Raw genomic sequence first — 21,390 nt, forward strand, 5'->3', positions numbered from 1 at the left:
CGTGCTCCGGCACGGCCCGGCTTCGTCCTGGAAGGACCCACGAAATGATCGATGTCCGACTGACGGCGGTCAGTAAGCGCTTCGCCAAGTCGAGCGACTCCGCGGCGGTCGATGACGTCACCGTCACCATCGGAGCCGGCGAGTTCTTCACGCTGCTCGGGCCGAGCGGCTGCGGCAAGACGACGACGCTGCGCATGGTGGCCGGCTTCTACTTCCCGACGTCCGGTCACATCCACTTCGGCGACGACGACGTCACCCACTGGACGCCGAACAAGCGGGACACCGGCATGGTGTTCCAGAACTACGCGCTGTTCCCGCACATGACGGTGGCGCAGAACGTCGCGTACGGGCTCAAGGTCCGCCGGGTCTCCCGCGCCGAGCAGGCCCGGCGGGTCACCGAGGCGCTCGAACAGGTGCACCTCGCCGGCTACGGCGACCGGCGCATCGACGCGCTCTCCGGCGGCCAGCAGCAGCGCGTCGCGCTGGCGCGGGCCCTGGTGATCCGTCCCCGCACCATGCTGCTCGACGAACCGCTGTCGAACCTCGACGCGAAGCTGCGCGAGGAGACGCGTGCCGAGATCCGGCGGATCCAGCGGGAGAGCGGCACCACCTCGATCTACGTCACGCACGACCAGGCCGAGGCGATGGCGATGTCGGACCGGATCGCCGTCATGGAGTCCGGCCGGGTCCAGCAGGTCGGCACCCCGCACGAGGTCTACTACCAGCCCGCGAACGCGTTCGTGGCCCGGTTCATCGGACGCAGCAACGTGCTGAGCCTGCCGGTGACCGGCGCGGCGGAGCAGCGCGTCCAGGTACGCCTGCCCGGCGGCGCCACGATCGAGGTAGGCGCTCCCGCCGGACACGGGCTCACCGAGGGTGACACCGCACTGGTCTCCGCCCGCCCCGAGCACATCGCGCTCGGCGGCGACGACGACACCGCGGCCATGCGCGGCCGGGTCAGCCACGTCGAGTTCACCGGCATGGCCACCCACGTCACAGTCGACGTCGACGGTGACGAGGTGATGGCCGCACTGGTCGACGCGCCCGCCGGCATCGGGCTCGGCGACGTCGTGGGCCTGCGGCTCGCACCCGAGCGGCTCTGGGTGGTCAAGCCGTGACCGCTGCGACCCCGACCGCCCCCGGCTGGGCGGCGGCCCTCGGCCGGCGCCTGGCCGGCGGGGCGAACTCCCGATGGTTCCCCTACCTGCTGGTGCTGCCGCTGGTCCTGGTGCTGTGGGGCTTCGTCGTCCAGCCGATGTTCGCCACCTTCCGGGAGAGCGTCAGCGCCAACGGCACCGACAACTACCTCCAGTTCCTCTCCTCCTCCGGGGTGGCCCGCGAGTCGCTGTTCACCTCGCTGTTCATCTCGGCCGCGAGCGTGCTGCTCTGCGGCGTCGTCGGCGTGGCGATGGCGTTCCTGCTCAAGCGGTTCCACTTCCGCGGCCGGCGGCTCATCGAGGCGTTCATCCTGGTGCCGGCGGCCCTGCCGCCGCTGATCGGCGCCGTGTCCTTCCAGCTGCTCTACAGCAACATCGGCATCGTGCCGCGCGGCCTTCAGGCGCTGCTCGGCACCGAGAAGCCGGTCCTGGCCTTCGACGGGATCGCCGGTGTGCTGGTGGTGCACACGTTCACCATGTACCCGTTCTTCTTCCTGGCCGCCTCCGCGGCGCTGGCCGGGATGGACCCGTCGGTCGAGGAGGCGGCGTACAACCTCGGCGCGGGCCGGGTACGCGTGTGGCGCACCGTCCTGCTGCCGATGCTCACCCCGGCGCTGATCTCGGCGTCGCTGCTGGTCTTCATGACGTCGCTGGCGTCCTACACCGCGCCACTGCTGTTCAACGTCAGTCAGACCATGACGATGCAGATCTACATCAACCGCACCAACGGCGACCTGCCGATGGCCTCGGCGTACGCATCCGTGCTCGGCATCGTCTCGATCATCTTCCTGCTGGGCATGCGCTGGTACGAGGGGCGGCGCAACTACCAGTCGCAGTCCAAGGGCGTCTCGGCGGTCCGGCGGGAGATCACCAACCCGGTCGGCCGCTGGCTCGCGCCGCTCGCCTCGGTGCTGGCCACGCTGGTCCTGCTCGCCCCGGTCGGCGCGATCGCGCTCGTCGCGTTCTCCGAGGACCGGTCCTGGACCACCGAGGTGCTGCCGCCGACGTACACGTTCGAGAACTTCGTCACCATCTTCACCGACCCCAAGGCGTTCCAGCCGATCCTCAACTCGGTGCAGATGAGCCTCATCGCGGTCGTGGGCTGTGTGGTGATCGGCGTGCTGATCGCGTACGCGGTGCGGCGGCTGAAGTTCGTCGGGCGCGGCCTGCTCGACGTGGCCGTGATGATCGCCTGGGCACTGCCCGGCACGGTCGTGGCGATCAACCTGATCTCGGCGTTCAGCACCGGCAACGCGTTCAGCTTCGGGCAGGTGCTGGTCGGCACGTTCTGGATCCTGCCGCTGGCCTACTTCGTGCGGTTCCTGCCGATCGTGTTCCGGTCCAGCTCCGCGACGCTGGCCCTGATCGACCCGTCGCTGGAGGACGCCGCGCGTAACCTGGGCGCCTCCTGGCTGCGCGCGTTCTACACGATCACCGTGCGGCTGATGCTGCCCGGTGTGCTGGCCGGCGCGCTGCTGGCGTTCGTGCACGGCGTCGGCGAGTTCGTCGCCTCGGTGCTCATCTACACCTCGTCGACGGTCCCGATCTCGGTCGCCATCAACAACCGCATGTACAGCTTCGAGCTGGGCACCGCGGCCGCCTACGGCATGCTCCAGGTGCTGCTCATCTTCGTGGTGATGTGGTTCTCCGGACGGCTGGAGAGCAGCCGCACCGCGACCCGGAGGGCCGAGCAGTGGACGAACTGATCGAGCGGTGGCGGACCGGGGGAGGGCTGCTTCCGGTCACCCGGGTACCCGGGCACGCGTTCGCCGCCGTGACCGAGGCGGCCGACCTGGCGGTGCTGCCGGTCGGCGCGGTCGAGTGGCACGGTCCGCACCTGCCGATCGGTACCGACCTGATCCTGGCCGAGGGCTTCGCCGGGGAACTGGCCACCGGGTCCGCCCGGGCGGTGCTGTTCCCGGCCACGCCGTACGCCGCCTGCCCGGGCCAGACCCGGCCGTGGCCGGGCACTGTGGCGCTGCGGCCGGAGATCGCCGTCGGCTACCTCGCCGACGTGCTCGCCGGCATCGTCGAGGCGGGCTTCACCCGGGTGCTCGTGGTCAACGGGCACGACGCCAACATGTCCACCGTCCGCGCGGCGATGGAGTGGGTGTCCGGGCGGCACCGGGCCAGCATGATGCTGGTGAACTGGTTCCAGCTGGTCGGCCCGGACGAGACCACCGAGATGTTCGGTGAGCTGCCCGCCCGGGGGCACGGCGGCGCGTACGAGAGTTCCGCCGTGCTCGGCTTCGACCCGGCCGCGGTACGCCTGGACGCGGCGCCGGACCTGCCGCCCAAGCCGAAGCTGCCCACCCCGTACCCGTACGTGCTGGTGGAGTCGCGCCCCGACCCCTGGCAGGGCTGGTCGGGCCACGTCTCGCTGGCAGGCGAGGAGGCCGGCGGCCGGATCCGCGCCACCGCCGGCACCCGCCTGCGCGAGCTGGTCGGGGCGTGGCTCGCCGCGCCGCTGCCGGGACCGCCCGGCGCCGACCGGCCGGACCAGCCGGCCGGATGACAGTTACGCCCCAGGACCACGCACCACCTCGGGAGGCCTCCATGAGCCCGTCACTGACCGTCTACCAACAGCACCACCTCCGCGTCGTGTTCGACCACCACGTCGCCCACCTCTACCCGGCGATGGTCACGGCCAGCAAGGCCCACGTCGTCATGCTCGCCGAGCAGGGGCTGATCTCCGACGACGCCGCCGCGACGATGCTGCGCGGCCTGGTCGCCCTCGCCGCGGACCGGCCGGAGGAACTGGAGTACGACGGCAGCGTCGAGGACGTCTACTACACGCTGGAGAAGCGCCTCGCCGCCGCGGCCGGCATCGAGGTGTCGCAGCTGAGCGTGCAGCTCGCGCGTAGCCGCAACGACCTCGACGCCGGCGTCTTCCGGATGGTGCTGCGCGACCAGCTGCTCCAGGTGCTCGACGCGCTGCTGGCGACCGGCCGTACCGTGCTGGACCGCGCGGACCGGCACGCCGACGTGGTGATCACCGGCTACACGCACCGCCGCCCGGCCCAGCCGACCAGCATCGGGCACGTCTTCGCCGGCTACGCCGAGGCGCTCGCCGGCGAGGCCGCCGCGTACGCCGGCCTGCTGGACGAGATGAACCGCTCGCCGCTGGGCTCCTGCGCCTTCGCCGGCACCGACCTGGACATCTCGCCCCGCCGGCTGGCCGACCTGCTCGGCTTCGACCAGCTCATCGTCAACTCGTACGAGGCGGTGGCCGGCGCCGACCACCTGGTCCGGGTCGCCACGCTCAACGCGCAGGCGCTCGCCACCGGCGCCCGGCTGGCCCGCACCCTGATGGACTGGCTGAGCTGGGGCTGGGTGGTCACGCCCGGCGAGTTCACCCAGGGCAGCAGCATCATGCCGCAGAAGCGCAACCCGGTGGTGCTGGAACACCTCGTCTCGATGGCCGGCGCCGCCGCTGCCGACGCGGCGAGCGTGCTCAACAACGTCGGCGCCGCCTGGTGGGAGGACTCGAACAACGCCACCACCGACGTGCAGTCCCGGCTCTGGGACGGCGACGACCGGGCGTACCGGTTCTTCTCGCTGCTCGGTGGCCTGATCGAGAAGCTGGACCCGCAGCGCCCGCCGTCCGGCGAGGAGATCGTCGCCTCCGGCGCCACCACCACCGCGGCAGCCGACGCGCTGGCCCGCCACGGCGTGCCGTTCCGCGGCGCCCACTCGCTGCTCGGCCGGCTGGTCCGCGGCGGCGCCCCGGCGACCTGGACCGAGGATCTGGTCCGGTCCACCGCCGCCGACCTCGGTCTGGCGCTCGACGACGCCGCGGTACGGGACCTGCTGGCCGCCGCGGTCCGCCCGGAACTCGTGCTGCGCCGCGCCCAGGCCGACGGTCCCGGCGAGGCGGCCGTCCGGGACCAGGTCGGACGACTGTCTACAATGCTCGACGCGGTGCAGGAGCGGGCGCAGGCGTTGCGCGAGCGGCTGACCCGTGCCGACGCGGCTCTCGCCGAGGCGGTCGCGGCGAGGGTAGGCCTGTGACGGGGCGGCAGCCGCAGCTGGCCGTGGTCGCGGACGTCGTGTCGCGGCGACCACGTGATCTGGACCGACGGCCCGAAGGGCGATCTGACATCACCATGGAACGACCGGCAAATCCGCGCCTGCTCGGCATCGACTTCGGCGGCACCAAGATGGCGATCGGCGTGGGCGACACCGACGGCCGGCTGCTCGTCTCCGAGCGCCTGCCCACGATCGCCGAGCGGGGCGCGCAGCAGGCCCTCACCCGGGCGCTGGACCGGGCGTGCGAACTCGCCGAGCAGACCGGCGGCACGATCGTCGCGGCCGGCATCGCCTCGCCCGGCGTCGTCCACGACGACGGCATCGAACTGGCGCCGAACGTGCCCGGCTGGGAGCAGTTGCGGCTGGGCGAGGCGGTCCGCGCCCACCTCAACCTGGCGCACGTGCGGGTGACGAACGACCTGAAGGCGGCCGCCTACGCCGAGCTGCGGCTCGGGGCCCTGCGCGACGCCGATCCGGGCCTCGTCGTCGGGCTCGGGACCGGGGTGGCCGCCGCGGTGACGGTCAACGGCGAGGTGCTGCCGGGCCGCCACGGCGCGGCCGGCGAGATCGCCTACGGACTGACCGACCTCAGCTGGCCGCCCCGCCTGGAACCGATGCTGGAGGCGACGTTCTCCGGCCGGGCCCTGGACGAGCTGGCGCAGCGCCTCGGCGTGGACGGCCGGGCCGCCGGCCTGTGCGCGGCGGCGGAGCAGCCCGGCCCGGTACGGGAGCAGCTCCGCCTGCGCGTCGACGAACTGGCCCGCCAGCTGGTCACGTGCTGCCTGCTGCTCGACCCGCAGCGGATCGTGCTGGTCGGCAGCGTCGCCGGCAACGACCTGGTGCGGGAGCTGCTGACCGAGCGGCTCACCCACACGCTGCCGTACCCGCCGGAGATCGTGCTGTCGGACTTCGCGCAGGACGCCGCGCTGCTCGGCGCGCTCGTCATGGCCACCGAGGCACAGCCCGCCGTGGTCTGACCGGAGCGGCGGCGTGATGCCGCCGGGCGGGGCGCACAGCGGCGCCCCGCCCGGTCCCGCGGCGGACGGGTCACCTGCGGAACGCGGCCACCGCCTCCTGGATCGCCGGCCCGGTCGCGGAGGACGCCTGCGCCCACGACTCGAACTCCAGCGCGGCGGCGAAACCGGCCGTCTCCGCGGTGCGCACCGCCGTCTTGATGTCCCGGGCCAGCGCCGGGTCCAGCGCCGCCCACCGTTCGGCCCGCTCGTGCGCGGCCGCCAGCGGGTCGTCGGCGAGCGTCGCGGCGAGCCCGACGCGTACCGCCTCGGGGCCGTCCACGCTCCCGCCGTCGAGCAGCAGTTGCAGGGCGCGTTCCGGGCCGAGCGCCCGGGTGAGGAACCAGGTGCAGCCCCCGCCGGGGTGCAGGCCGAGCTTCGTGAACGAGGCGATCAGCTTCGCCTTCGGCCCGACGATCCGGGTGTCGCACGCGAGCGCCAGGTTCAGCCCGGCGCCCACCGCCGGTCCCTGCACCGCGGCGATCGTCGGGATCGGCAGCGCCCGTACCCGCAGGAAGCTGTCGTAGACGCGGTGCAGGTCGGCGCGGATCTCCGCGACGCCGCGGCCTGGTTCGCCGAACATGGCGGGCAGGTCGGCGCCCGCGCAGAACGCCGTGCCCGCGCCGGTGACCACGAGCGTGCGGGCGTGCCGGTCGGCGGCCACCTCGGCGATCGCGTCGCCGAGCGCGTCGCGCATCTCCGCGTCGATGGCGTTGCGCCGGTCCGGGTCGTTCAGCGTGAGCGTCCAGCGCCCGTCCGCGTTGTGCAGTTCCACTTTGCTCATGACTCAGCCTCCTGATCGGTCAGCCAGGACCAGACGCCCGCGCTGCCGCGCGGCACCAGCGCCGCGCCGAGCGTGGCGGCCCAGAACTGCTGGGTGCCGTTCTCGTCCCGCCAGGACCAGAGCCTGCGGGTGGACAGGTGCAGCGGGTGCTCACGGGTGACGCCCATCGCCCCGTGCAGCTGGTGCGCGCCGCGCGCCACGATCGTCGCGGCCCGGCCGGTGAGCACCCGCGCGGCGGCGACCCGCAGCGGGTCCGGCCCGGCCAGCGCGGCGTCGAGCGCGGTGCCGGCGAGCAGCGTGTGCGCGGTCATCCGGGCCAGGGTCTGCCCGACCGCCTGGAACGCCAGCAGCGGCCGGCCGAACTGCTCCCGCGTCGTCACGTGCTGCCGGGTGTGCTCCACAGCCGTCTCCAGCGCGCCGGTGAGCGCGGCGGCGGTCAGCAACGCCGCCTCGGCGCGTACCGCCCCGGCGGGCGCGACGCCGGTGAGCCGCATGTCGCCGGTGACCGGCACGTCGAACACGACGTCGTCGCGCGGCTCGGCGGCCAGGTTGCGGCCGGGCGTGACCCGCACGCCGGGGTGGTCGGCGGGCACCACGAACGCCTCGTCGCCCGCGTACACCAGCAGTGTCCGCGCGGCGGCGGCCCACGGCACGCGGGCAGCCGTGCCGCGCAGCCGCCCGCCGGCCACCGCGAGCCCGTCGCCGGCGACCACGGTGGCGACGCCCTCGGGCAGGCCGCGACCGGCGGCGGCGAGCTGCCGGGCGGCCAGCACGGTCCCGGCCAGCGGCAGGGAGACACCGTGGCGACCCAGCCCGCGCACGAGCGCGGCCAGGTCGGCGAGCGTGCCGCCCGAGCCGCCCGCGTCCTCCGGCACCGACACCCCGGTCCAGCCCAGCCCGTGCACTGTGGACCAGAGCGTGGGCAGGCCGTCCGGGTCGCCGCCGTGACCGCCGAGCACGTCGTCGGTCAGCTCCCGCAGCTCGTCGCCGCCGCGCCGGGGCGCTTGGGCGGCGCCCTTGGCGATGATGGTGCGCAGCACCTCGGTGGTGCCGCCGCGGATCGAGAAACCCGGCGCGGCCAGTAGCCCCTGGGCGAGCAGCCCGGCCGGTCCGTCGCCGTCGGGGTCAGGCTCGACGTCGAGCACGGTACGCGCGATCTCGTTGACGTCGGCCTCGAACTCGGTGCCCAGGTCCTTCAGCACCGCCGCGGCGTGCACCGGGGCCTGCCCGGCGTCCAGCTCACCGGCGATGCGCCAGGCCAGGCCGCGCAGCCCGGCCAGCCGGGCCAGCGCCTCGCCCAGCGCGGCGTCCGCGTCCCGCCGCGCGGCGCACGCGTCGACGGTGGCGGCCAGCAGCGGGTACGTGCTGAGCACCCGCTCCATCCCGCCGCGCTCGAAGGACAACTGCTCGGTGACCTGCGTCCAGCCGTTGCCGGCGGTGCCCAGAACGTGGTCGCCGGACACCCGCACGTCGTCGAAGACGACCTCGTTGAAGTGGTGCTCGCCGCGCAGGTCGACGATCGGCCGGACGGTCACGCCGGGCGCGGACATGCCCACGATCAGCTCGGTCAGGCCCTCGTGCCGGTCGCCGCCGGTGCCGGTGCGGCACAGCACGTACGCGTGCGTGGACCGGTGGGCGTGACTGGTCCAGATCTTGCCGCCGGTGAGCCGCCAGCCGTCGCCGTCCGGGCGGGCGGTGGTGCGCACCGAGGCGAGGTCGCTGCCGGACTCGGTCTCGCTCATGCCGAGGCAGAACGTCACCTCCCCGGCGGCGATCGCCGGCAGGTACCGCTCGCGCAGCGCGGGGGAGCCGTACCGCAGGACGGCCGGGCCGATCTGCCGGTCCGCGATCCAGTGCGCGGCCACCGGCGCCCCGGCGCGCAACAGTTCCTCGGTGACCACCAGCCGGGCCCGGTTCGAGCGGGCCTGCCCGCCGTACTCGCGCGGCCAGGTCAGGCCGATCCAGCCCCGGTCCGCCAGCGCGCGGCTGAACTCCGTGTCGTACGAGCGCAGCCACGCGTCGCACACCGGCCGGAACCGGTCGCCGTCGCGCCACTCACCGACCAGCTTCCGTACCTGCCGGCGCAGCTCACCGAGATCGTCGTCAGTCATCCTCTGTCCGTTCCCTTCGCCACTGAGTAGCCCCGTACGGCGGCCCGCCGCAGCACGCCCACGGCCGCGGCGCGTTCGGCCGCGGTGACCGGCGGCCGGGGCGCCGCGCCGTCGACGGGTACGCCGAGCGCGGCCAGGTGGGCACGCAGCACCTCGCCGTCCGCGGTGACCTCCTCCAGCCGCGGATCGGCGCCGAGCCGCACCACGCCCCACCGGGTGTGCAGCCGCACCAGCGCGTCCGGGGCGGGCGCGGCCGTCACGTGCTCGACCGCGCACACGATCCGGCGTGGATCCCGTGCGCCGTGCAGCAGCACCAGTTCCCGTGCCGCCGCCGCGATGTCGGCGGCACCCCCGCCGCCGGGCAGCCGCACCGTGGGCCGCTCCCGGGGGCCCAGGTACGACGAGTTGATCCGGCCGCGCAGGTCGACGTTGCCGGCGTCGAGCACCACCCGGTCGAACCGGTGGCCCATCGCCAGGAGCACGTCGGCGGTGCCGCCCAGCCAGCCGAACCCGCCGGCGTACGCCGGGTAGTCGGTGGTGCTGGTCGGCACGTCCGCGCCGGGCCGGTGCGTGCTGGCGCCGGCCTCGAAGACCTGGCTGAACGGTTCGCCGGGCAGCGCGTACGCGCACTGGCCGGCGAGCACCGGCCAGTGGAAGCCGGTGAACACCCAGCCGCCGCGCCGGAACTCCCGCGCCGCCCGGACCAGGAAGTCCGCTGTGGTCACAGCACCTCCTCGGCCAGCCACCGCCGGAAGCCGTCGGCGGTGGCCGAGCGGCGGGCATACCGCTGGTACGCCTCGACGTCACGCGGGTACCGGCCGACCGCGCCGTCGGGGTGCACCGCGCCGGGGGACTCGACCACCGCGTCGACGAGCAGCCCGGGAATGCTGATCCCGGCGGCGCGTACCGTCTCGGCGTCGGTGACCTGCTCGGCGACGAGCACGGTGCGCCGGGCCGCCTGGGCGGCCACGAGCACCTCACCGAGCGGGCCGCGGATCACCCCGTTGCCGTCGGCGTCGGCCAGGTCCACGTGGACGAACGCCACGTCGGGCCGCTCGGCGCGGACCACCCGGGCCGGCCCGAACGCCGAGTCGACCGAGGACAGCCGCCCCCGGCTCCAGTCCTCGTCCAGGTAGCCGGTGCCGGGCAGGTCCGGCACCGGCATGAACGGCACCCGCCAGGCGCCCGCGGTGAGCGCTGCGGTGAGCAGCCCGAGGCTCAGCTCGTGCAGCGCGACCCGGGTGTCGCCGTCCTGAGCGGCGCGCCGGAAGTTCCAGGCGGGCGCCGGGCCGACCGGGCTCCAGCAGTGGCCGTACGTGGCCGAGCGCAGCACCCCGGCGCCGAGCAACTGGTCCATCAGCAGCCCGCCGGAGGCGATCACCACGTCCACGTCCCGGATCCGCTGCCGGATCATCTCGTGGCCCACGGCGAACAGTTGCGCGCCGAAGTTGCCCAGGTAGACCCGTCGGCCGGGGCGTACGTGCTCGGCCACGACGTCGGCGAGGGCGCGGCTCACCGGTACGCCTCCGCCAGCATGTGCAGCCCCGGTCCCAGGTGTGCGCCGCCGTCGAGCTGGATGAGCTGGCCGGTCATCATGGCGGCGGCCGGGCCGGCCAGGAACGCCACCAGCTCGGCGACCTCCTCGGCGCGGGTCGGGCGGCGCAGCGGCGTGGCCCGGTCCACCAGGTTGTCCCGCACGTGCCGGTCGGCCTCGGCGTCGAGCGCGGCGGTGAGCACCGTGCCCGGTCCGAGGCAGTTGAGCCGGATACCGTCGGCGGCCCACTCCAGGGCCAGCGTGCGGGTCAGCCCGAGCACGCCGGCGCGGGCCGCGACGGCGTGCGCCATGCCCTGCCCGCCGCGTTCCACCCCTGACAGCGACATGTTCACCACCGCGCCGCGGGTGCGCCGCAGGTACGGGTACGCGGCGGTGGTGAGGTGGAAGACACTTGTGAGGTTCAGGTCGACGACTGCGGCCCAGCCGCCCGCAGAGATCCGCGTGGCCGGGGCGAAGAACTGCCCGCCGGCGTTGTTCACCAGCAGGTCGATGCCGTGCGCGTCGCCTGCCTCGGCGAGGGTGGCGGCGGCGCGGTCGTGGTCGCGGACGTCGCAGACCGCGTACGTGTAGCGGCCGCCCCCGGTGGCCGCCTCGCCGGTGATCGCCTCGCCGGTGATCGCCTCGCCGGTGGCGGCGAGCGTGTCGGCGTGCCGGCCCAGCCCGGTGACGTGGGCGCCCAGCTCGGCCAGGCGTATCGCGACCGCCCGGCCGATGCCGCTGCCGGCGCCGGTGACCACCGCGTGCCGCCCGGCGAGCACACCCGCGCGCAGCACGGCCACGCCGGTGTCGTCCCCCGGCGTCACCGGGCGGCCCTCGCCTCACCGATCGCCTGCCGCCGCAGCAGTTGCGCCGGCCGGTAGCGGGGGTCGCCGAACGCGTCGGCCATCGACCGCAGGGCCTCGTACACGGTCCCCGCCCCGGCGGCCCGCAGCGTCTCGAACGGGCCGCGCGGATGGTTCATCGCCAGGCGCAATGCCACGTCCACGTCGTCGGCGGTGGCGGTGCCCTCCTCGACCACAGTGGCCGCCTCGTTCACCAGGCAGTGGGCGAGCCGGTCGCCGACCAGGCCGGGCAGCGCCGGCACCCGCACCGACGACGCGCCGAGGTGGTCCAGCAGCCGGTCGACGAAGCCGGGGACGGCGACGCCCGCGACCGGGTCCTCGACCACCTCGGCGAACACGGCGTCGTCGGCGCGCCGGTGCAGCCGGATCCAGCCGACGTCGGCGGGCAGCACCTCGGCCCAGCCGGCGTCGGAGCTGTCCAGCACCACGTTCTGCCGGGCCGCCAGCCGGGCCAGCTCCGCCTCCCGCTGCGGGGTCGGCGCGCCGAGGCTCACCACGCGGGCCGCCGGACCGTTCGGCGCCCCGGGCCGCCGGACCACCCGGGCGTTGGCGTCGCGCGGCGGCTCGACGGCGTAGTCGTAGAAGCCGCGGCCGGCGGCCTTGCCGGTCAGGCCGGCCCGGACCAGGCCACGCACCTGGGGGATGGGCCGGTAGCGGGGGTCGCCGAACTCGCGCAGCGCGGTCTCCGACGAGGCCAGGTGCGTGTGCAGCCCGGTGAAGTCGAGCAGTTGCAGCGGACCCATCGGGTGCCCGAGCGCGCCCCGGGCGACCGCGTCCACCACCGCCGCCTCGACGCCCTGCGCGAGGAGGAGCTGCGCCTCGTAGTACAGCGGCCGGCAGACCCGGTTGACGATGAAGTTCGGCGAGTCCCGGCACACCACAGCGGTCTTGCCGAGCGACTCCACGAGCGCCAGCGCCCGCCGCACCGTCGCCTCGCCGGTGGCCGCGCCGACGATCACCTCCACCAGGCGCATCCGGGTGGGTGGGTTGAAGAAGTGCAGCCCGAGCAGGCGTTCCGGGGCGCCGAACGCGCGGCCCATCTCGTTGACGCTCAGCGACGAGGTGTTGGAGGCGACGAGCAGGTCCGGCCCGCCGGCGGCGGCGACCCGGGCGAGCAGGTCGCGCTTGGCGGCCATGTCCTCCACGATCGCCTCGATCAGCACGTCCGCGCCGGCGAGCGCGGTCTCGACGTCGGCGGCGGCGCCGAGGTCCCCGGTCGCGCCGTCGGCGCGGATCCGCTCCAGGCCGGCGCGGCCCAGCTCGGCGGTGGCGTCGACGACCCGGACGGTGTGCCCCGCCCCGGCGAGGACCTGCGCGATGCCCCGGCCCATCGGCCCGAGGCCGACCACGACGGCGATCACCGGGTCACCCGCTCGATCACGGCGGCGATGCCCTGTCCGCCGCCGACGCACAGGCTCGCCACGCCGTACCGGCCGTCGCGGCGGGCCAGCTCGTGCAGCAGCGAGACGATCAGCCGGGCGCCGCTCTGTCCGGTCGGGTGGCCGAGGGCGATCCCGCCGCCGTTGACGTTCACCCGCTCCTCGTCCAGGCCCAGCGCGCGCACGTTCTGCACGATCTGCGCGCCGAACGCCTCGTTGATCTCGAACAGGTCCACGTCGGCGACGGTCAGCCCGGCCCGGTGCAGGGCCAGCGGAATGGCCTCGGCCGGTCCGACGCCCATCATCGTCGGGTCCACGCCGACGGCCGCGAACCCGACGATCCGGCCCAGCGGGGTCAGCCCGTACCGCCGTACCGCCTCGCCGCCGGCCACCACGACCGCGGCGGCGCCGTCGGCCATCTGGCTGGCGTTGCCCGCGGTGACCGTGCCGCCGTCGGTGAACGACGGGCGCAGCCGGGCGAGCCGTTCCGGTGTGGTGTCGGGGCGTACCGTCTCGTCGCGGTCCAGCTCGTCCAGCGGCAGGACCTCCTGCGCCATCGCGCCGGACTCCCAGGCCCGGGCCAGCCGCTGGTGGCTGCGCGCCGACCAGGCGTCCTGGTCGGCGCGGGACACGCCGAACTCGCGGGCGACCTTCTCCGCGGTCTCGCCCATGCTCATGCCGCAGATCGGGTCGGTGCCGCCGTCGCGCCAGCCGTCCTGGAGCAGGACGTCGCCGCGGCGCACGCCGTCCCAGCGCAGCGTGTACGGCGCCAGGTACGGCATCGTGCTCATGCTCTCCGCGGCCACCGCCAGTGCCACGTCGGCCTCGCCGGACCGCACCGACCGGTGCGCGAGCTGCACCGCCTTGAGCCCGGAGGCGCAGGCCATGTTGATGGTCTGCGCGGGCGTCGGCACCGGCACGCCCGCCGCCAGCGAGATCTGCCGTCCCGGGTTCGGGCCGTTGCCCGCCTGACGGCAGTTGGCGACCACCGTCTCGTCCACCGCCTCGGCGGGCACCCCGGCCCGCGCCAGCGCGGCGGCGCCGGCCAGCCCGCCCAGGCGCACCACCCGCACGTCGCGCAGCGCGCCGCCGTACCGGCCGTGCGGGGTACGCACGGCGCCGACCAGGAACGCTTGCCTGTCCATCACGGAACCTTCCGGTCGGCGCGTACGACGCGCTTGCTCTTGTGGGTGCTGCGCGGCAGCGTGCCCTCGGGGACGGTCTCCACCACCGCGCGCACCGTCAGCTCGGCGCGCACGGCGTGCGCCAGCTCGCGGGCCACCCGCTGGTCGTCGCCGGTCACCTCGACGCGCAGCTTGATGCCGGTGAGGTAGCCGGTCGCCGGGTCGGCGACGTCCTCGTCGAGGACGATGAGGTATTCGCCGCAGGTGCCGGGCGTGGCCCGGACGACCTGCTCGACGGCGGAGGGGAACAGGTTCACCCCGCGTACCACGAGCATGTCGTCGGCCCGGCCGACGACGCCGCCCGGCAGCCGGGCGAGCGTGCGCCCGCACGGGCAGGCGGTGCTGTCGCGGACCACCACGTCGCCGGTGGCCCACCGCACCAGCGGGCTCGCCCGCTTGTCCAGGTGGGTGAGCACCAGCAGGCCGGGTGCGCCGTCGGGCACCGGCTCGTGGGTGTACGGGTCGAGCACCTCGGCGTACGCGAAGTCCTCGGCCAGGTGGCCGCCGGCCTGTTCCTCGCACTCCCAGGCGATCGGCTGGAACTCCAGGCTGCCGTACCCGTCGAAGCACTTGGCGCCCCAGCGCTGCTCGATGTGCGCGCGGGTGGCCGGCACCCCGGCGCCGGGTTCGCCGCCGACCTGGATCCGCCGCACCGGCGAGTCGCGCAGCGGCGTGCCGGCGCGTTCCGCGGTCTCGGCCAGGTGCAGCATGAACGACGGCGTCCCGCCGACGGCTGTGGTGCCGTACCGGAAGATCGTGTCGATCTGACGCTGGGTGTCGCCGGACCCGGCGGGCAGCAGCGTCACGCCGATGCGCTGGTAGCCGGCTGTCGCGCCGAGCCCGCCGACGAACCAGGCGTAGCTGAACAGGCACTGGTACACGTCGGTGTCCCGCACGCCCTGGCTGTACGCGGCCCGCGCGTACAGGTCGGCCCAGCGGTCCAGGTCGTGCGCGGTCCACAGCACCGGGGTCGGGTTCGAGGTGGTGCCGGAGGAGAAGTGCACGCGGCGGCGGTTTGCGACCGGCGCGGCGACGGCGCTGCCCCACGGCGGGTGGGCGGCCAGGTCGGCCACGTAGTCGGCCTTGCCGACCAGCGGCAGGCGGCGCAGGTCGGCCAGTTCCCGGACGTCGCCCGGGTGGAAGCCGAGCGCGTCCCACCGGGTGCGGTAGAAGTCGCTGGCGGCGTACACGTAGGACAGTTGCGCCTTCAGGCGGGTGAGCTGGTACGCGGCCAGCCGCTCGCGCGGCCACGTCTCGGCCTCGTGCCAGTGGCGCTCGGAGAACGGCCCGGTCATCGCGGGCTCCGGCGCAGCCCGCCGACGATGAAGTCGGCGTACTCGTCGGCGAGCCGCTGACGGGTGTTGTAGTCGCCGCGCTGCGGGTCGTACCAGAGGCTGATCCAGTTCAGCGCGCCGAGCAGCGGTTTGGTGGCCAGCCGGCTGTCCACCTCGCGGAACACCCCGGCCTTCCGGCCCTCGTCGATGACGTCGGCGAAGATCTGCTCGTACCGGTCGCGCATGGCGATCACGGTCTCCAGCGCCTGCTGCTGGGCCGGGGCCTCGCCGAGACGGCGCATCTCGACCGCGCGCATCGCCACCCGCTGGAACGAGTTGCGGGTCATCATCAGCCCGGCGTGGTGGTGCGCCATCCGCCAGAGCCGGGTGGCCGGGTCGAGGCCGCCGTTGCCGGCGATCGGCTCGATCCCGTCGATCAGCTCCTGCATGCCGGTGGTGACGATGTCCAGGAAGACGTCCGCCTTGGCCCGGTAGTAGTGGTAGACCCGGCCCTTCGTGGCGCCCATCTCGCGGGCGATGTCGTCGATGGTGGTGGCCGCGTACCCGTTGCGGGTGAACGCGGTGGCTGCGGCCTCCAGGATGTCCCGCCGGCCGGGGGCGGGCGGGCGCGCGGTGGTCTCGTCGTCGGCGGTCATGCGGTGGTCTCCGGTGCGGTGGTGTCGGGTACGACGGCGAGCGGGCGGATCGGTGACCCGGTGCCGCCCCGGATGGACAGCGGGGCGGCGATGAAGAAGAAGTCCCAGACCTCCTCGGCGGCCAGCGGCGCGAGGTTCATCGCCTCCATGATCGGCACGCCGTGGTCGACGAGCAGGTGGCAGTGCACCGCCAGCGCGGGGCTGGGCATGTGCTCGAACGCGATGGTGTCCGCGCCGGCAGCCACCACGCCGTGGTCGGTGAGCCAGCGCGCGCCGCTGACGTCCACGCCGGGTGCGCCGGTGGCGACACCGAGGTACGCGGCGTTGTCCGTCCACTTCTCGTCCCAGCCGGTACGCACCAGCACCACGGCGCCGGGGCGGGGGCGGGGCCGGTCGGCGAACCAGCGCTCGAACAGCTCCGCGCCGACGCCGTCGGCGGGTGTCAGCGGCCGGCCGAGCGCGACTGTCGCGTCCACCAGGTGACCGGGCGCCAGCATCGGCGGCAGCTCGTGCACCGACACGTCCGGCACCCCGCCGGCGTACGACTGGCTCGCGGTCACGTCCACCCCGCCGTACACCTTGCCGAGCCGGGAGACGTGGGCGAGCCCGTCGACGTGGGTGCCCACGTGCCCGCCCGTGGTGATCATCTCGGCGGCGGCGGAGACGCCGTCCGGGTACATGATCTCGCCGTGCCGCTTGGTCAGCGTGAAGCTGTACGGCGGGTGGTTCGGGTGGTGCGGGATGCCGGTGTACATCTGCTGCGCCAGGTCGAACACCCGGGTCGGGCCGGACGCGGGCCAGTCGACGTTCAGCCGCCAGGACGCGCTCATGCCGCCACCGACGCCTTGATCGCCCGGCCCAGCACCAGCCGCTGGATCTCCGAGGTGCCCTCGTAGATCTCCAGGATCCGCTGGTCCCGGTAGAGCCGCTCGGCGGGGCAGGGCTTGCAGAAGCCGTCGCCGCCGAACACCTGCACGGCCGTGTCGACCGCCCGGTGCGCGACCTCGCTGGCGTACAGCTTGGCCATCGCGCCGAGGATGCCGACGTCGCCGCCCTCCTGATGGGTGCGGGCGGCCTCGAAGGTGATCATCCGGGCGGCGGTGATGCCGGTGGCGACGTCCGCCAGCGGGAACGAGATGCCCTGGTTGTCGATGATCGGCCGGCCGAACGTCTCCCGCCGGGCCGCCTCCCGCGACGCGACGTCGAAGCCGGCCAGGGCGACGCCGAGCGACTGGGCGGCGACGCTGATCCGCCCGGCGGACAGCGTCTGCATGGCCAGCCGCATGCCCCGGTTGAGGTCGCCGAGCACGTCGCCGTCGGGCACCCAGGTGTCCAGCTTGAGGTTGCTGGTGAGCGTCCCGCGGATGCCCATCTTGTCCTCGTACCGGTCGATGACCACGCCGTCGGCGTCCTTGTCCACCAGGAACGCGGTGATGCCGCGGGTGCCGGCCTGCGGGTCGGTGAGCGCGAAGACCACGTAGTAGCGCGACGCGCCGCCGTTTCCGATGTAGATCTTCTCGCCGCGCAGCCGCCAGCCCGCGCCCTCGCGCCCGGCTGTGGTGCGGATCCGGGCGGCGTCGCTGCCGGCGCCCTCCTCGGTCAGCGCGAAGCTGATCGCCTCGCCCCGGGCCAGGCCACCCAGGTAGCGCTCGCGCTGCTCGGGGGTGCCGGCCAGCACCAGCGGGGTGGCGCCGAGCGCGTATGCGGTGAGGATCGCGCCGGTCGACGGGCAGGCGCGGGAGACCTCCTCGATGACCGCGCAGGCGGTCACGAACGACGCGCCCCGCCCGCCGTGCTCGCGTTCCACGAGCAGCCCGGCCAGCCCTTCCTCGACGAGCACCCGCACGCTCTCCCACGGGTAGCGCTGCTCCCTGTCGAGTTCCTCGGCCAGCGGCGCGAAGTGGCGCGCCGCCACGTCCCGGGCGAGGTCGCGCCAGTGGCGGCCCTCGTCGTCCAGGCGTGGCTCCCAGATCACGGACACGTGGTGCCTCCCGGTTCTCCGGCGCGGGCCGGTCGTTGCGCCGCACGCCATACCGTTGCGTATGTCGAGATGTCTAGGCGGTGCGCTCGAAGTGTGTCAAGCGCTTCCCGGATGCTGTTTTCCCTTGTGTCGTACGTTTGCCAAGCCGTCCGCGAAGATCTTGACGACATACCGAAGAGTATGTTCGCCTGGTGCGGACGACAGGGAGGTGATCCGTGGAACCCGTCGGTTACGCGGTACACGACGCGGTGGCGGTCGCCACCATCGACCGGCCGCAGACACGCAACGCGCTCAGCGCCGACGTCCTGCGCGCGCTCGCCGCGGCGATGGACCGGGCCGAGGCCGACCCGGCGGTACGGGTGCTGGTGCTGACCGGCGGCCCGCGGCTGTTCGCCTCCGGCGCGGACATCCGCGAACTGCGCCGCACGTCGCCCGCCGACTACCTGCTCTCCGAGCGGCTGGAGTGCTGGAACCGGTTCGCCCGCTTCGGCAAGCCGGCCGTCGCAGCCGTCGCCGGATACGTCCTGGGCGGCGGGTGCGAACTGGCCATGACGTGCGACGCGGTGGTCGCGGCCGACTCCGCCGTGTTCGGCCAGCCGGAGATCAACCTCGGCATCATCCCCGGCGCCGGCGGCACCCAGCGCTGGGCCCGCGTCGCCGGCCGGTTCCGGGCCGCCGAGCTGGTGCTGGGCGGCCGGCTGGTGGACGCCTGGACCGCGCAGCGGATGGGCCTGGTCAGCCAGGTGGTGCCCGCCGAACGGGTGGTCGAGGCCGGGATCGCGCTGGCCGCCTCGATCGCCGCCCGCAGCCCGGTCGCGGTCCGCCTCGGCAAGCAGGCGCTGCGTACCGCCGAGGAGGTCGGCCTGACCGCCGGCCTCGCCCACGAGCGTTCGCTGCTGCTGACGCTGCTGTCCACCGACGACCACATCGAGGGCATCGACGCGTTCCTGGAGAAGCGTCCGGCCCGCTTCACCGGCCGATAGGAGAGACACGTGACGCAGGTACACGAGGCCGCCGACCCGGGCGCGGGCGAACGGCTCGGCCCGGCCGCCCGGGCCGCCCTGCTCGACGCGCTCAAGCGCCACGCCCGTACGCCGGGGGAGCCGCTGCTGATCCGCGTCGAGGGCGACGCCTGGCGGCACGAGCCCGACGACCTCACCCAGCCGGTGGTCAGCGGGCAGTTGCACGAACTCGTGCTGCGGGTGCACGCCGCACCCGGCCCGGTGATCGTCCACGTCGACGGCGCGGTACGCGGCCTCGGGCTCGGCTTGGCCCTCGCCGCGGACCTGCGCGTCGCCGCGCCCACCGCGACGTTCGGCACCGGCTCGCCGGCGGCGTTCCTGGCCGGCGGCGCCGGACGGCTGCTCGCCGGTGTCGCCGGCACCGGCGTGCTGGCACACCTGGCCTGGACCGGCGCCACGCTCGACGCCGACGAGGCGTTGCGGCACGGCCTGATCGGGTCGGTGTCGGCCGACCCGGACGCCGGGGCCGCGCTCGCCGCACGGGTCGCCACGATCGGCGCGGGCCCGGCGTCGGCGCTGGCACGCGCGCTGCGCGGCCGGGACCGGCCGGAGCTGACCGCCGCGCTCGACTACGAGTCCTGGCTGGCCGGCGTCGCGTGAGCCGGTCGCGCCGGCGCGCCCCGGCCGTTCCGCCCCGGCGGGACCAGCCGGGGCGGGCCGGGCGGGCGCCGGCACGGGACCGATGGCCGGGGAGCCCGGGCCCCGTGCCGGCGGCCGGGTCACGCGACGGCGTCCAGCCCGGCGCGCGCGACCTCCATGTCCTGCGTGTAGTGCCCGCCGCTGACCCCGATGCCGCCGATCACCGCGCCGTCGGCGGTGATCGGGTAGCCGCCGCCGAACACCACCAGCCGGTCGATGCCCGTGGTCGCGCCGGTGGCCAGCGGCGCGTCGTCCTTGATGAAGTCGTACCAGCCGTCGGTGGGCATGCCGAAGCCCGCCGCCGTGTACGCCTTGTCCTGCGCGACCTGCACCGACAGCAGCGCCGCGCCGTCCATCCGGGCGAACGCCTTCAACACGCCGCTCTCGTCGACGACGGCGATGACGCACGGCAGCGCGATCTGCTCGGCCTTGGCGATCGCGGCGGCGAGGATCCGCTGCGCGGCGCCGATCGTGACCGACGTCTTGGTGAAGTTGTCCATGAGGGGTTCCTTCCGTGGTGGTGGGTGGGGTGGGCTCAGACGACGCCCGCGGCGCGCAGGCGGGAGATCTCGTCGCCGTCGAGTCCGGCGACGTCGCGGAGCACCTCGTCGGTGTGCTCGCCCAGCTCGGGCCCGACGCGGCGGATGCCGCCGGGCGTCGCGGTCAGCTTCGGCACGACGTTCTGCATCGGGAACTCGCCGAGGTCCGGATGCTCCAGCCGGACGATCGCCTCCCGGGCGGCGAAGTGCGGGTCGGTGAGCATCTCCTTGGCGGTGTAGATCCGCCCGGCCGGCACACCGTGGCGGTGCAGCAGCTCCAGCAGCTCGTCCCCGGCGTACCCGGCGCACCACTTGGCGATCAGCTCGTCCAGCTCGTGCTGGTGCCGGCCGCGGTCGGTGTGCCCGGCGAACCGCGGGTCGGCGGCCAGTTCCGGCTGCGCCATCGCCTCGGCCAGCCGGCGGAACACGGTGTCCTGGTTCGCCGCGATAACCACCATGCCGCCGTCGGAGGCGACGTAGACGTTGCTCGGCGCGATGTTCGGCAGGATCGAGCCGGTGCGTTCCCTGATGTAGCCGCCGATCGCATACTCCGGCACCAGCGACTCCATCAGCGCGAGCACCGACTCGTAGATGGCGCTGTCGACGATCTGGCCCCGGCCGGTCGCCTCGGCCACCCGCAGCGCGCCCATCGCGCCCACAGCGGCGAACGTGCCGGCCAGCGAGTCGCCGATGCTGATGCCGACCCGGCTGGGCAGCGAATCGGGATCGCCTGTGGTGTAGCGGATGCCGCCCATCGCCTCGCCGATCGAGCCGTACCCGGCGCGTTCGGCGTACGGCCCGGACTGCCCGTACGCGGACACCCGCACGATCACCAGCCGCGGGTTGATGTCCCACAGCACGTCCGGGCCGACGCCCCAGCGCTCCAGCGTGCCGGGCCGGAAGTTCTCCACCAGGACGTCGGCCTCGGCGGCGAGCCGGCGCAGCACCTCCTGCCCCTCCGGAACGCGCAGGTTGAGGGTGACCGAGCGCTTGTTGCGGCCGAGCACCGGGAACCACAGCGACTTGCCGTACGGCCGCTCGCGTCCCCATTCGCGCATCGGGTCGCCCCGCCCCGGCTCCTCCACTTTGATCACGTCGGCGCCCAGGTCGCCGAGGATCTGGCCGCAGAACGGCCCGGCCAGCAGGACCCCGGCTTCGATCACGCGCAAGCCGGACAACGGGCCGCGGGCATAGTCGTTCATGTCGTCCCTGTTCTCTCGTCGGT

The 21,390-nt window shown here is 74.4% G+C and carries 20 protein-coding genes; 7 read left to right on the forward strand and 13 right to left on the reverse strand.

The features are described 5' to 3' along the window. The first annotated feature begins 44 nt into the window (after positions 1-44). The 5 genes from BFV98_RS01285 to BFV98_RS01305 all read left to right on the forward strand — a co-directional run bounded on the left by BFV98_RS01285 (position 45) and on the right by BFV98_RS01305 (position 6,163). Positions 45-1,118 carry an ABC transporter ATP-binding protein gene (locus tag BFV98_RS01285; RefSeq protein ID WP_030268352.1) on the forward strand — a complete coding sequence of 358 codons (1,074 nt, stop codon included), beginning with the start codon at positions 45-47 and terminating at the stop codon, positions 1,116-1,118. Next, positions 1,115-2,863 carry an iron ABC transporter permease gene (locus BFV98_RS01290; RefSeq protein ID WP_013476376.1) on the forward strand — a complete coding sequence of 583 codons (1,749 nt, stop codon included), beginning with the start codon at positions 1,115-1,117 and terminating at the stop codon, positions 2,861-2,863. The genes BFV98_RS01285 and BFV98_RS01290 overlap by 4 nt, the downstream gene beginning before the upstream one ends. After that, positions 2,851-3,672 (forward strand): creatininase family protein, encoded by an 822-nt coding sequence (locus BFV98_RS01295; RefSeq protein ID WP_013476377.1) that lies wholly within the window; start codon positions 2,851-2,853, stop codon positions 3,670-3,672. Before BFV98_RS01290 ends, BFV98_RS01295 begins: the two co-directional genes overlap by 13 nt. 41 nt (positions 3,673-3,713) lie before the next feature. Continuing rightward, the gene (locus BFV98_RS01300; RefSeq protein ID WP_030268353.1) at positions 3,714-5,168 is read left to right on the forward strand and encodes an argininosuccinate lyase; all 1,455 of its coding nucleotides are present in this window, start codon (positions 3,714-3,716) and stop codon (positions 5,166-5,168) included. A gap of 95 nt (positions 5,169-5,263) precedes the next feature. Then, positions 5,264-6,163, forward strand: a complete 900-nt coding sequence (locus BFV98_RS01305; RefSeq protein WP_013286931.1) for an ROK family protein — start codon at positions 5,264-5,266, stop codon at positions 6,161-6,163. A 70-nt stretch (positions 6,164-6,233) separates the two neighbouring features. Here the strand turns inward: BFV98_RS01305 and BFV98_RS01310 are convergent, their stop codons facing one another. The 11 genes from BFV98_RS01310 to BFV98_RS01360 are packed head-to-tail and all read right to left on the reverse strand — an operon-like array spanning position 6,234 to position 17,965. After that, positions 6,234-6,983, reverse strand: a complete 750-nt coding sequence (locus tag BFV98_RS01310) for an enoyl-CoA hydratase (protein ID WP_071094496.1) — start codon at positions 6,981-6,983, stop codon at positions 6,234-6,236. After that, positions 6,980-9,094, reverse strand: coding sequence for an acyl-CoA dehydrogenase family protein (locus BFV98_RS01315; RefSeq protein ID WP_071094498.1), 2,115 nt, complete (start codon positions 9,092-9,094; stop codon positions 6,980-6,982). The genes BFV98_RS01310 and BFV98_RS01315 overlap by 4 nt, the downstream gene beginning before the upstream one ends. Beyond that, on the reverse strand, positions 9,091-9,819 hold the full coding sequence (locus BFV98_RS01320; RefSeq protein WP_071094500.1) for a co-chaperone HscB: 729 nt from the start codon (positions 9,817-9,819) through the stop codon (positions 9,091-9,093). Before BFV98_RS01320 ends, BFV98_RS01315 begins: the two co-directional genes overlap by 4 nt. Then, the gene (locus BFV98_RS01325; RefSeq protein ID WP_071094502.1) at positions 9,816-10,610 is read right to left on the reverse strand and encodes a CoA transferase subunit A; all 795 of its coding nucleotides are present in this window, start codon (positions 10,608-10,610) and stop codon (positions 9,816-9,818) included. Before BFV98_RS01325 ends, BFV98_RS01320 begins: the two co-directional genes overlap by 4 nt. Then, positions 10,607-11,452: an SDR family oxidoreductase gene (locus tag BFV98_RS01330; protein ID WP_071094504.1), complete on the reverse strand. Its 846-nt coding sequence runs from the start codon at positions 11,450-11,452 to the stop codon at positions 10,607-10,609. Before BFV98_RS01330 ends, BFV98_RS01325 begins: the two co-directional genes overlap by 4 nt. Next, complete coding sequence (locus tag BFV98_RS01335) at positions 11,449-12,852, reverse strand: 3-hydroxyacyl-CoA dehydrogenase NAD-binding domain-containing protein (RefSeq protein WP_071094505.1); 1,404 nt, start codon at positions 12,850-12,852, stop codon at positions 11,449-11,451. Before BFV98_RS01335 ends, BFV98_RS01330 begins: the two co-directional genes overlap by 4 nt. Next, positions 12,849-14,015 carry a thiolase family protein gene (locus tag BFV98_RS01340; RefSeq protein WP_071094507.1) on the reverse strand — a complete coding sequence of 389 codons (1,167 nt, stop codon included), beginning with the start codon at positions 14,013-14,015 and terminating at the stop codon, positions 12,849-12,851. Before BFV98_RS01340 ends, BFV98_RS01335 begins: the two co-directional genes overlap by 4 nt. Next, complete coding sequence (locus BFV98_RS01345) at positions 14,015-15,349, reverse strand: phenylacetate--CoA ligase family protein (protein ID WP_071094509.1); 1,335 nt, start codon at positions 15,347-15,349, stop codon at positions 14,015-14,017. Before BFV98_RS01345 ends, BFV98_RS01340 begins: the two co-directional genes overlap by 1 nt. Then, on the reverse strand, positions 15,346-15,984 hold the full coding sequence (locus BFV98_RS01350; protein WP_071094511.1) for a TetR/AcrR family transcriptional regulator: 639 nt from the start codon (positions 15,982-15,984) through the stop codon (positions 15,346-15,348). The genes BFV98_RS01345 and BFV98_RS01350 overlap by 4 nt, the downstream gene beginning before the upstream one ends. Then, positions 15,981-16,814: a cyclase family protein gene (locus tag BFV98_RS01355; RefSeq protein ID WP_013286921.1), complete on the reverse strand. Its 834-nt coding sequence runs from the start codon at positions 16,812-16,814 to the stop codon at positions 15,981-15,983. Before BFV98_RS01355 ends, BFV98_RS01350 begins: the two co-directional genes overlap by 4 nt. Beyond that, positions 16,811-17,965, reverse strand: a complete 1,155-nt coding sequence (locus BFV98_RS01360; protein WP_071094514.1) for an acyl-CoA dehydrogenase family protein — start codon at positions 17,963-17,965, stop codon at positions 16,811-16,813. The genes BFV98_RS01355 and BFV98_RS01360 overlap by 4 nt, the downstream gene beginning before the upstream one ends. Before the next feature lie 215 nt (positions 17,966-18,180). Here BFV98_RS01360 and BFV98_RS01365 point away from each other — a divergent pair, with 215 nt between their 5' ends. Then, entirely contained in the window at positions 18,181-18,948 is a 768-nt protein-coding gene (locus BFV98_RS01365) for an enoyl-CoA hydratase-related protein (RefSeq protein WP_013286919.1), read from the forward strand. A 9-nt stretch (positions 18,949-18,957) separates the two neighbouring features. Continuing rightward, entirely contained in the window at positions 18,958-19,587 is a 630-nt protein-coding gene (locus BFV98_RS01370) for an enoyl-CoA hydratase-related protein (RefSeq protein ID WP_013286918.1), read from the forward strand. A gap of 119 nt (positions 19,588-19,706) precedes the next feature. Here BFV98_RS01370 and BFV98_RS01375 read toward each other — a convergent pair whose 3' ends face one another. Further along, positions 19,707-20,126, reverse strand: a complete 420-nt coding sequence (locus BFV98_RS01375; protein ID WP_013286917.1) for a heme-binding protein — start codon at positions 20,124-20,126, stop codon at positions 19,707-19,709. 35 nt (positions 20,127-20,161) lie between these two features. Next, entirely contained in the window at positions 20,162-21,367 is a 1,206-nt protein-coding gene (locus BFV98_RS01380) for a CaiB/BaiF CoA-transferase family protein (protein WP_013286916.1), read from the reverse strand. Positions 21,368-21,390: the final 23 nt, after the last annotated feature.

This window comes from Micromonospora sp. WMMB235 (genome assembly GCF_001855515.1).
Taxonomy (GTDB): domain Bacteria; phylum Actinomycetota; class Actinomycetes; order Mycobacteriales; family Micromonosporaceae; genus Micromonospora; species Micromonospora aurantiaca.